This window comes from Moorena sp. SIO1F2 (assembly GCF_010672755.1).
GTDB lineage: Bacteria > Cyanobacteriota > Cyanobacteriia > Cyanobacteriales > Coleofasciculaceae > Moorena.
Window position 1 is genome coordinate 24,332 of the sequence record NZ_JAAHFV010000033.1, and the last position, 11,170, is coordinate 35,501.

The window sequence follows — 11,170 nt, forward strand, 5'->3', positions numbered from 1 at the left end:
AACGCACCATCTCCAAATTTCAACCGAACCTGAATCTAAAAATTAAAGGAACATGAAACAACAACTGGAGAAACGTCTAGCCGAACTCAAAACAGTTGGTAGGCACTGCCCACCCTACATGAACCAAGTGAGATCGCTCATGCTATAATCAAAACACCTAATAGTAAACGAGGAAAATTGTAATGAAAAATAAAGTCATAGATGTGACAGATATAAGTCCGAAACAGATTGCTATGCTTGAAGAAATTATTGCTGCTTTTAAGGCGGTTTCTCAACAGAATAGTTTTTCACAAGATATAAGTAAAAAAGAATACAAAGAGAAAGAAGACTTGAAGCAACTTCATCAAGAGTTTGATTGGTTGGTTGCTGACCTTGGTGTAAAAGAACCACTTACTAGAAGTAATGTCTATGGCATCGAATAAGAAAATAAAACGGTATTTAGACACTAACATTCTGGTATATTCAATTGATTTAAGTAAGGATAATAGGCAAAAACATCGGGCAGCTTTAGAAATTTTAAGACCTAGTCAAAGAGAAGTTATCTGTCTGTATTCTCAGGTAATTGCCGAGTTTTATGCTGTTGTTACTAGTTCCAAATCTGTAGCCAATCCTCTGACTACTCAAGAGACAATAATGCGGATTGAAAGATTTATGCAAATGCCCAATATAGAACTTCTCTCCATGTCAGATAATATCTTTAAGGAATGGTTTGAATTGCTCAAAATAAACCCTGTAAAGGGGGCTAGAGTATTTGATTTAATGCACCTGGCAATTATGATATCCCATGGAGTAACCAGTATTTATACGTTTAATGAAGATGATTTTAATTGGCATCCTGAAATTGAGGTGATTGTGCCAAGTTATTAAATAATGTTCGTAAAACCTTACTCCCCATCCAAGGAGCAATTCCAAAAGAGCCATCTTTAATTAGAGTAGAGCAATGATTACCTTAGCTAAATGGTCAATTGAAGACTATCATCACATGATTGCAGCAGGTATCCTCAGTGAGCGTCATGTGGAATTACTAGAGGGAAAAATTATTGAAATGTCACCAGAGGGACCATTGCATCGGAAAATCAACGATTCTATGGCAGACTATTTACGGGAAAAGCTCCGGGGACGCGCTAAAATCTACGAAGCACATCCGGTTTCCCTTCCTGATTCAGAACCTGAACCAGATATTGCTGTTGTTAAATTGCCAGTTTCCTTGTATGACAATCGTCACCCTTCTGCCGAGGAAATTTACTTATTGATAGAAATATCTGACACTACCTTGGAAAAAGACTTAGAACAGAAGCGAATTGCCTATGCTCGTGCTGGCATTTTAGAATACTGGGTTGTAGATTTAAAAGCTCAACAACTGATCGTGTTTCAGCAACCATCAGGGGATAGTTATCAAATCAAACAAACCAAAGCCTATGGAACTTTATATCCAGTTGCTTTTCCCCATGTTGAAGTGTCAGTGGAAAAGTTATTATCAAAAACTATCTGAAATATAGCAATTATCATAGCTATGAGATATACAATTTATGGATTGTAGGGAACAGGGAACAGGGAACAGGGAACAGGGAAGACAGAAGAGGGAATAGGGAAGAGGGATGCGCTGCATCAAGATAGGGAATCAACGTCAAAGAAGACTGTACCTCATAACTGCGAGAAACGCTATAATATACTATAGCGGTTTTAATAGTAACGAAGTACAGAGGATTTTTTCCCTCTTCTTTATTCCCTACTCCCTACTCCCTAAAACCCAATAATTTGCACCTCACCCAATTAAAAACTGCTGTATTGTAACCGATCATCCTCAACAAGGAACATGAAAGAACAACTAGAAAAACGCCTAACCCAACTAAAAGCCGAATTTGAATCAGGACAAAAAGTACTCGCCGATTTAGAAGCCAAACAAGCCAATGTCCGTGAAACCTTACTCCGCATCCAAGGAGCAATTCAGGTATTGGAAGAAGAGCTAGCTAAACATAATGGTGCTACCTCGAAATCAGACAATTTGCAAGGATTAGAAACGGAGGCTTTAGCAACACACCCTCAGAACAAGGATTAAATGCTGTAGGATGAGGGATGAAGAGATTTTAGAGATTTCTGTGAGCGAAACCGTCTACATTGAAACCAGTATAATAGGAGTTATCCACTATTTGATTAATGGGAGAATAAAAATGTGGAGAGATGAAATTCTAGAAGAGATCTACAGAATTCGAGAGGAACACGCTAGAACTTTCAATTACGATTTGAAAGCCATCTGTGATGACTTACGGAAACGACAAACGGCAAGCAACAGAAAAATTATTTCCAAACCCCTTAGGCGACCGGATTTACCTTTAATGTCCCAAGAAGGCTCACGCTCTATCTGATAGGAAAGCATAGTCGATTGCAGCTCAGGCTGTGCAATAGCATCAACAAAAACCCAGAAAGCAAAAAAATGGCTTATGCCTTCCCATTATTGCGCTGTAGCTACCCTGCGGGAAGCTGCTCAACGAGCATCATAGGTACACGCTCCATTGTACCTGATATAGCGGTCTTCAAATGGGCACGAATTCCCTGTTCCCTGTCCCCAACTTCTGTAAGAAGCTACTATCATGACTGAAAACCTTACCATCTCCAACGCCCCCCCAGAAAATCCTGGCATGAATTTCGCTTTATTGCGACAAGAAGGAATCAAGCACATCGAACGCCTAGGGGGGAAACTGTGGACAGACTACAATACCCACGATCCCGGTATTACTATCCTAGAACAACTTTGCTATGCCATCACGGATTTAAGCTATCGCCTTGACTTCGAGATGAAAGACTTGCTTGCGCCTGCTCCTGGAGAAAAAACTGGAGAAAACAGGAAACAGTTTTTCACAGCCAGAGAAATCCTCACCGTTAATCCCCTCACAATTAATGATTATCGCAAACTGCTAATCGACATTGATGGTGTTAAAAATGCATGGGTTAAACCCATTAAGAATTCACAACCCCCAATTTATTACGATTCGCTTCTTCATACCTTAACTTTTGAAGCTTATAAACGCACTAAGCAAGTCAACTTAAATGGAATTTATCGGGTACTAATCGAAAAAGAAAAAAATGTCTCTGACGAAGCGAGTCTCATCGAAAAAGTAAAATCTAAACTTAATCAGCATCGAAATTTGTGTGAAGATTTTGCTTCAGTCGAAATTTTACCCATTGAAGAAATCACCATCAACAAAGCCGAGATTGAGATTGAAGAAGGATTTGATGTGAATGAATTAATGGCACAGATATATTTGGACTTAGATAATTTTATTTCTCCTCACCTACAATTTTTTACCTTAAAAGAACTACTGGAGCAAGGCAAAACTCCTGAAGCTATTTTTGATGGTGTTCCCCTGGAACATGGCTTCATTGACGATGAAAAACTTGATAGTTTTATCAAGAAAAACCAACTGCACACCTCTGACATAATTCGGATTATTTTAGATATTCCAGGGATAAAAACTGTTAGAATAATTACTATTTCAAGCGACAAGTCATCAGAATCAGAAGAATGGGCGTTAGCATTAGATCCTAATCTAACACCCCAACTCAAAGATATAGATGGCTTGACAAGTAACATTACCTTTTATAAAGGACAAATTCCGTGCAATCCGAACCTGGCTAAAGCTAAAACTAATCTGGAATCATTACAACAAAAAAATACCCAAACACCATCAACTACACAAAGAAAAGATATCCCCATCCCAGTGGGACAATACCGAGAATTATCTGACTATGAATCAATCCAAAACGATTTTCCTGCTACTTACGGTATTGGAGAAATAGGTTTACCGGCTTCTGCATCCCCCAAACGCAAGGCTCAAGCCAAGCAGCTACAAGCTTATTTAATGTTTTTTGACCAACTTTTAGCTAACTATTTTGCTCAATTAGAACACACTAAAGATTTATTTTATTTTCAAACTAAGAACAAGACAACCTACTTTTACCAGGAACTTTATAGCATTCCAGGTGCGCCAGAAATCCTAAATACAGATAAAACTTCACCAGATGGTAAATGGAATGAGATTGATAAGATAAGAAGAAACCGTTTTCTGGATCATTTAATGGCACAGTTTTGTGAAAAATTCACTGATTATTCCTTACTTTTATATGACTTAATACCGGAAGAGGAACCAATTGAAGAGAAACTAACTAATATTAATAATAAAGTTACTTTATTACAAAATTATCCCCAAATCAGTGCCGGAAGGGGTAAAGCATTTAATTACACTGATTCCAGTCAGGTTTGGGATACAGAAAACGTATCGGGACTAAAACAAAGAATTTGTAGTTTACTAGGAATTCCTTACCATCGAAAAACTTTGGCTCTCTGCAATGAATCGGATGAAACCGAAGGTTTCCATATAGTCGAACATATTTTACTTCGTCCTCGCAGCAGTAACGACCCCGACTCAGACGAGAATTTTTCAGAATTTAAATCAAACACAGATTCAAACACAGATTCAAACACAATAGATCCTTACTCTTTCCAACTCAGTTTTGTATTCCCTGATTGGCTGCCTCGCTTTCAATAAGAAAACTTTAAACAGCTAATTTATAACATTATCAGTGCCGAAATACCCGCCCATATAACTCCTTATTGCCACTGGTTAGACAAACCTAATATGATAAAATTTGAAAATGCCTACCAGCTCTGGCTAAATACAAAAATGGATAAAAATTCAACTAATAACCTGATCGAATTTTTGGTAAATGGTAGTATTTCAACTATACCATTTAATGTTTTAGGATATATGACTATCGGCACAGATTTTGAAGTTATTTGTTAAAGCCTTTGGAAGTGAACCAACAACGACATATTATCAAAAAACAGATTATAGAACTTAATTTAAGTTCACAGCAAGGTGCTTTTGAACTGCAAAATGAGGTAAGTAGACTATATCGCTATAAAGTCCTCCCCCTGATTGATAATTTATTTAATCAGTTCAGCGATTTAGATACAATACATCGAATTAATACCCTAGAAATAGACCTAGGCAATATCGATATCAATAATCTAGAACAGGAATTGATTGACAAAATCATAGAACAAATTCAACAGCAATTAGGAGAACAAATTAGCCACTCAACTTCCAGTTTTTCAACACAGCCACAACCTAAGACTGAGTTGGGTGAGTCTTCACCACTGCTTGCTAGAACAGAGGGAGAGACGGGGGAAAATATAGAAGTAAATAAAATTACCTCTGTAAGTTCAACGAGCTATCAAAGACTATCTGATCAAATTGGCAAATCAGAGATTGCTAGTAAAAGAGCTTTACAACTAGAGATTTTTAGCTACTTTATCCAAACAGGGATGCTACCCTGGTGGGCAGAAAACTTAAGCAAACAAGAGCTAGAAGACTATTGCGATCGCCTGATTACCAATTCGCCAAATCAGGTAAAGTCTCTGGTTCAGCAAAGCTTAAAGAATCCCAAGCACTTGCAGCGCCTTATTTACCAATTTTCGGATTCAACACTCCTAAAAATAGCCGGATTGTTTACTGGGGATTCAGTCCCGTTTATTGCCGACTATAATACAGACATAAAACCGGTCTTGGCACAGCTAGAGCAGACCAAAAATATTCCGGAAGCTAAATTGCGATTGGAGATATGGCAAGGACTATTGTTGAGTATCTGCTCAGATAGTAATACTAAAGTAGATAAACTCAAATTAGTCCAAGACAATTTATTACATATTGCCACCAGTAATCGGATTAACTATCCTGAATTTTTAAAGAATCTTGTTGCTAAGATAGAGCATTTAGTCAGACAAGGAAAAGAATTTAAAAGCACACTTCCAGAAATCTTAGATAGAATCCAAATCCCTGGCCAAGATGCACAGTTGATTAGAGCAGAAGAAAGAGCTTCACAACTAGAGATTTTTAGCAACTTTATTCAAACAGGTATACTCTCCGAAAACTTAAGTAAACAACAACTAGAACAATATTGCGATCGCCTGATCACCAATTCCCCAAATCATGTAAAATATATTGTTCAGCAAAGCCTAAAAAATTCCAAGCAATTGCAGCGGCTTATTTACCAATTTTCGGATTCAATACTTCTCAAAATAGCCGGATTGTTGACTGGGGATTCAGTCCCGTTTATTGCCGACTATAATACAGACATAAAACCGGTCTTGGCACAGCTAGAGCAGACCAGAAATATTCCGGAAGCCAAATTGAGATTGGAGAGATGGCAAGGAATACTTTTCAGTATCTCCTCAGAGAGTAAGACTCAAGTAGATAAGTTCAAGTTAATCGAAGACAATTTATTACATATTGCCAGCAGTAATCGGATTAACTATCCTGAGTTTTTAAAGAATATTGTTGCTAAGATAGAGCATCTAGTCAGAGAAGGAAAAGGATTTAAAAGTCAACTGACAGAAATCTTAGATAGAATCCAAATCCCCAGCCAAGATACACAGTTAATTAGAGCAGAAGAAAGAGCTTCACAACTAGAAATTTTTAGCGACTTTATCCAAACCGGTATACTACCGGAAAACTTCAGCAAACAAGAGCTAGAAGACTATGGCGATCGCCTGATCACCAATTCCCCAAGTCAGGTCAAGTCTCTGGTTCAGCAAAGCTTAAAAAATCCCAAGCAATTGCAGCGGCTTATTTACCAATTTTCGGATTCAATACTTCTCAAAATAGCCGGATTGTTTACTGGGGATTTAGTCCCGTTTATTGCCGACTATAATACAGACATCAAACCTGTCTTGGAACAGCTAGAGCAGACGAGAAATATTCCGGCAGCCAAATTGCGATTAGAAATATGGCAAGGAATACTTTTCAGTATCTCCTCACAGAGTAATACTAAAGTAGATAAGTTCAAGTTAATCGAAGAAAGTTTATTACATATTGCCACCAGTAATCGGATTAACTATCCTGAGTTTTTAAAGAATATTGTTGCCAAGATAGAGCATCTAGTCAGACAAGGAAAAGGATTTAAAAGTCAACTGACAGAAATCTTAGATAGAATCCAAATCCCTAGCCAAGATACACACTTGATTAAAGAAAGGGAACAACTGGAACACCTAGTAAGGGAATTGCAACACCTTGATTTCAATAGCCAGATCTTACCCCAACATAAACAGCAAATTAATCAACTTAAGACTGAAATAGAAATATTACTAAATGAAATCAATAATCCTGCCCAAGTCCAAAGGTCATCAGACCTGATTACACGCTTCAAACAACTACAGAAAAGTATTCAAACTCTTAAACTCAACATCCAACAAGAACTCAAGTCTAATCAAACCAGATTTCCAGATGTTGTCAATACTTTTAGTGACTCTGATGAAATCTATATTTACAATGGGGGATTAATTTTGCTATGGCCATTTCTGACTCGCTTCTTTGTCAAAATAGGATTGGTACAAGATAAGATTTTTATTAATACCATATCTGCTGAACGAGCAGCCCTTTTACTCCAGTATTTAGTTGATAACTCAACAGAAATACCAGAACACAGTTTACCTCTTAATAAAATACTATGCGGTATAGATTTATTAGAACCTATAGACACCAATTTAGAAATCACCCCACAAGAACGAGCAGAATGTGAAAACTTATTATATGCTGTGATTCAAAATTGGTCTATTTTGAAAAATACATCAATAGAAGGATTTAGAAAAGCTTTTTTGCAGAGAAACGGTATTGTGAGAGTTCGTGATGGTAGTTGGCTGCTACAGGTTGAACGTGAAACCTACGATATTTTACTAGATAGAATTCCTTGGAGCATACGAGTTGTTAAGCTGCCGTGGATGGATAATATTTTATATGTAGAGTGGTAAGCTGTAGGGAACAGGGAACAGGGAATAGGGAACAGGGAACAGGGAATAGGTAATAGGTAATAACCAATTTAAATGCGCGACAGCTTAGCAGGGTAGTTAATATCAAACAAATAAGCATTCAGCTGATAGCTGAATGCTTAAAAAGCTGACTAACTTTTACTTTTTACTAATCAACCTTCAACCTTCAACCTCTTAACCTTCAACCTCTTAACCTTCAACCTCTTAACCTTCAACCTTCAACCTCTTAACCTTCAACCTTCAACCTGTTAACCTTCAATCCCCAGTAATCGACAAACCATCAACCCAGATTTTTGGACACACTCCACCAGAGGTAAACTCAGGCTCTTTTTCCACATAAATAATGGATTTCAGCAGTTCCCGAAAATCTCCGGCTACGGTTGCGGAATCAATACTAGTTAATTCTCCTTTATTCACCATCCAACCATCAAAGGGTAGAGAAAAGGAACCTTCGAGTGCTTTAACTCCCGCATGAAGCGCATTCACCTCATCAATCCAAATCACATTTTCGGCTTGCTCCAAGCTGTATTCTTGTTCAGCAGATTGACCAGGAAAAACATGATAGAAATTAGGGCTAACTGTAACTTTTGCCCCCATATTGGCATGACCTGTTGGTTGAGCATTCAGGCGTTTGGCGCTGCCAGCACTGTGCAGAAAATTGCTTAACACCCCTTCTGTAATTATCGGTACTCGACGAGTAGGTGTTCCTTCTCCATCAAAATAGACCGGTGCCACATTCTTTGGATGTAGCTCATCATCACAGACAGAAAGCAAAGGAGAAGCAATTGGAGTACCTAGAGACTCTGGAGTCGAGAGGCTTTGCTTGTCTAGAATATTTTGAGCATTAAATAAATTAGAAAAAGCATTCAGTAGACTCAGGAAAGCTTCGGGAGAGAACACTACCCGATATTTTCCGGACTTAACTTTCTCATAGTTCAAGTGACTGATGGTTTTCTCAGCAGCTTCTTGCAGACAAGTCTGAATATCCAGAGTTTCTAAACCTTGACTAATCTTATAGGCACCAGCACTACGGGGCTTTTTCCCTTCTTCCTCAGTTTTGGTATAAAGATAAATGGAAGCCGAGGAGCTAGCTTGCTGGCGCAATGCCCCATCACTATTGAGATAAAAGCGCTCAACATCCCGTTGAGATAGTCCATTGTAAGGAACTCCGGCAATAGCCGAGTGAGCCTCCAGTAACTTTTTCTCTGAATCCAGTAGGGTTTCTACTAATTTGGATACTGGCTGTTGAGGCACTTGATTATTGGGAATCTCTGGAATCGATACTGTTGACTCAGGGCTAAAGTCTGGGGCGTTTTCCTTCACCCCAAAACTACTCGCCTCATAAGCGGTTTTTAAGGCTAGTTCCAACCCAGTTGGGTTGGTATCGGTAGTTGAAGTAATGCCTACTTTCTGGTCTTGATTCCAAACCCGTACAGTTACACCAGACCGATTAGATGCCTCAACCTGTTTTGGCTCACCCTGGTCTACTTGAACACCAGCTTCATCCACTGCAGAGCCATAAATATCGAATTTTTCAATTCCCAGGCGTTTTGCGATCGCAATCGCCGAATCAGCTATCTCATTAATCTTGGTCATCTTATCTTTAGATTGTGAATGTTTGATTAACAAAAAAAAAGAGCGATGATATCAAATCCGGTTAATCACTTCGGATGTAAGCATATGCGCTACGCGCACGCTACGCGAACAGCGATCAGCGATCAGCGATTAGCTAATCGCTGATCGCTTAGGATAAATCTTCAACCGGAGATGATAGTCTAACACTAGTCCCAAAGCCTGGCTGCTGGGGTAACTTACCGTCCACCAACCGTAATCGAATCTACCTTGATATGAGGCTGACCCACAGTTACATAAACACTGCCGCTAATGGAACCACAGAAACCAGCGGCTAATCCTAAGTCTTTGGAACACATGGAAATCTTATTCATAATTTCCTTAGCTTCCCCAATCAGAATTGCCCCTTTCAGCGGTTTAGTGACTTTGCCATTTTCAATCAAATAGGCTTCATCGACACCAAAGTTAAATTCTCCAGTAGCACCAACACTACCACCGCCCATCCGCTTGCAGTAAATGCCTTTATCGATAGACGCAAATAAATCCTCTACCTCGTAATCACCAGGAGCGATGTAGGTATTGCGCATCCGTGAAGCAGCAGCATAGGCATAATTCTGACGGCGTCCACTACCTGTTCTGGGGTGTCCAGTCAGCTGAGACCCTGCCCGGTCGGCGATAAAATTCTTCAGTATGCCATTTTCTATCAACAGAGTTCTTTGGGCTGGCATGCCCTCATCATCCATATCAATGGTTCCAAAGGCATTGTCAGATAACCCTTCATCCCAGGCAGTAAGGCTTTCGTTAGCAATCTTCTCGCCTTTTTTGTCAGCAAACGGAGTAGTTTTCCGCTCAATCTGGGTCGTTTCCAACAGGTGTCCACAGGCTTCATGGAAAATTACCCCACCAAAGGAATTGGCCATGATAATGGGGTAAGTACCAGACTCTACGTAATCCGCATAGAGCATCTTACCAGCAGATTCAGCAACTTCCTCAGCAGTACCATTATAATCCCAGGCTCTTAGAAACTCTGGGTTACCGGTACTACCAGCACGCTTGCCAATAGAAGAGCGATGGTCGCCATCAGCACATAGCAGGTTATATCCCACAGACTGAGTTAAACGAATATCTCTGGCAAAGGTACCATCACTAGCTGCTACCAGAACTTCCTGCCAATCCCGGAAATAAACAGCCCGTCGGGATTGGACATGGCTAGCCTTGCGCTGGAGTGCCCCATTGGCATCCAGGAGTACTTCTCCCATTTCTGCCATGGAACTGCAACCGGATAGCCAAGTGTCTTTGCCTTTAGCAGTAGCGTAATCCCGCAACAGTTCCAGGTTAGTTTCTGGGATAAAGGCATTAGGGGTAGGTAATTCCAGCCCTTGAATAGACAGGGCTTTCTCCAAAGCCGCTTTTAGCCCCGAAAAGGATAGGTCATTAGTGCTAACATAGCAATCTGACTTACCCCGAAACACTCGGATACCAGCACCAGAGGAAAGGCGGGGAGAAATGCTAGTAATGGCATCATCTTCAGCAAGACAGCTGATGTAGTTGACCCGTTCTAGGAAAAACTCAATGAAATCAGCACCAGCTGCTCGTCCTAATCCCAGGAGGGTGGAAAGGGGAGCTCTCCAGCTTTCATCAAAGCTTGAGGATGTGGATTGGTATTCCAGAGTAGGTAGTTCTTTGGATAGAAGTAGGGTTGGGGGCATAGATAATTTCCTTATCCTTTGGATATATATCCTTTTGATGATGGGTTTTATATCTGCCAGTCTA

At 39.7% G+C, this 11,170-nt stretch carries 9 protein-coding genes; 7 read left to right on the forward strand and 2 right to left on the reverse strand.

Going from position 1 to position 11,170, the window contains the following annotated elements:
• Positions 1-182 precede the first annotated feature (182 nt).
• From F6J94_RS06905 to F6J94_RS06940, 7 genes are all read left to right on the forward strand, one after another.
• Positions 183-422 carry a hypothetical protein gene (locus F6J94_RS06905; protein ID WP_293038442.1) on the forward strand — a complete coding sequence of 80 codons (240 nt, stop codon included), beginning with the start codon at positions 183-185 and terminating at the stop codon, positions 420-422.
• On the forward strand, positions 409-867 hold the full coding sequence (locus F6J94_RS06910; RefSeq protein ID WP_293038445.1) for a PIN domain-containing protein: 459 nt from the start codon (positions 409-411) through the stop codon (positions 865-867). The genes F6J94_RS06905 and F6J94_RS06910 overlap by 14 nt, the downstream gene beginning before the upstream one ends.
• A gap of 73 nt (positions 868-940) precedes the next feature.
• Positions 941-1,492 carry a Uma2 family endonuclease gene (locus tag F6J94_RS06915; RefSeq protein WP_293026184.1) on the forward strand — a complete coding sequence of 184 codons (552 nt, stop codon included), beginning with the start codon at positions 941-943 and terminating at the stop codon, positions 1,490-1,492.
• A gap of 324 nt (positions 1,493-1,816) precedes the next feature.
• Positions 1,817-2,059, forward strand: a complete 243-nt coding sequence (locus F6J94_RS06920) for a hypothetical protein (RefSeq protein ID WP_293026186.1) — start codon at positions 1,817-1,819, stop codon at positions 2,057-2,059.
• Positions 2,060-2,171: 112 nt separating this feature from the next.
• Positions 2,172-2,366, forward strand: coding sequence for a hypothetical protein (locus F6J94_RS06925; RefSeq protein ID WP_293026188.1), 195 nt, complete (start codon positions 2,172-2,174; stop codon positions 2,364-2,366).
• A 429-nt stretch (positions 2,367-2,795) separates the two neighbouring features.
• Positions 2,796-4,547, forward strand: coding sequence for a hypothetical protein (locus tag F6J94_RS06935; RefSeq protein WP_293038448.1), 1,752 nt, complete (start codon positions 2,796-2,798; stop codon positions 4,545-4,547).
• Between the two features lie 266 nt (positions 4,548-4,813).
• Positions 4,814-7,807, forward strand: coding sequence for a contractile injection system tape measure protein (locus F6J94_RS06940; protein ID WP_293038457.1), 2,994 nt, complete (start codon positions 4,814-4,816; stop codon positions 7,805-7,807).
• Positions 7,808-8,080: 273 nt separating this feature from the next.
• On the opposite strand, the gene F6J94_RS06945 is transcribed toward F6J94_RS06940, so the two are convergent.
• Together F6J94_RS06945 and F6J94_RS06950 are read right to left on the reverse strand one after the other, a co-directional pair.
• The gene (locus F6J94_RS06945; RefSeq protein WP_293038451.1) at positions 8,081-9,421 is read right to left on the reverse strand and encodes a TldD/PmbA family protein; all 1,341 of its coding nucleotides are present in this window, start codon (positions 9,419-9,421) and stop codon (positions 8,081-8,083) included.
• Between the two features lie 215 nt (positions 9,422-9,636).
• Complete coding sequence (locus F6J94_RS06950) at positions 9,637-11,106, reverse strand: TldD/PmbA family protein (protein WP_293038460.1); 1,470 nt, start codon at positions 11,104-11,106, stop codon at positions 9,637-9,639.
• Positions 11,107-11,170 lie beyond the last annotated feature (64 nt).

Coding starts and splice junctions, on each gene's coding strand:
- F6J94_RS06905 (WP_293038442.1), top strand. CDS start 183: ATGAAAAATAAAGTCATAGATGTGACAGATATAAGTCCGAAACAGATT.
- F6J94_RS06910 (WP_293038445.1), top strand. CDS start 409: ATGGCATCGAATAAGAAAATAAAACGGTATTTAGACACTAACATTCTG.
- F6J94_RS06915 (WP_293026184.1), top strand. CDS start 941: ATGATTACCTTAGCTAAATGGTCAATTGAAGACTATCATCACATGATT.
- F6J94_RS06920 (WP_293026186.1), top strand. CDS start 1,817: ATGAAAGAACAACTAGAAAAACGCCTAACCCAACTAAAAGCCGAATTT.
- F6J94_RS06925 (WP_293026188.1), top strand. CDS start 2,172: ATGTGGAGAGATGAAATTCTAGAAGAGATCTACAGAATTCGAGAGGAA.
- F6J94_RS06935 (WP_293038448.1), top strand. CDS start 2,796: ATGAAAGACTTGCTTGCGCCTGCTCCTGGAGAAAAAACTGGAGAAAAC.
- F6J94_RS06945 (WP_293038451.1), bottom strand. CDS start 9,421: ATGACCAAGATTAATGAGATAGCTGATTCGGCGATTGCGATCGCAAAA.
- F6J94_RS06950 (WP_293038460.1), bottom strand. CDS start 11,106: ATGCCCCCAACCCTACTTCTATCCAAAGAACTACCTACTCTGGAATAC.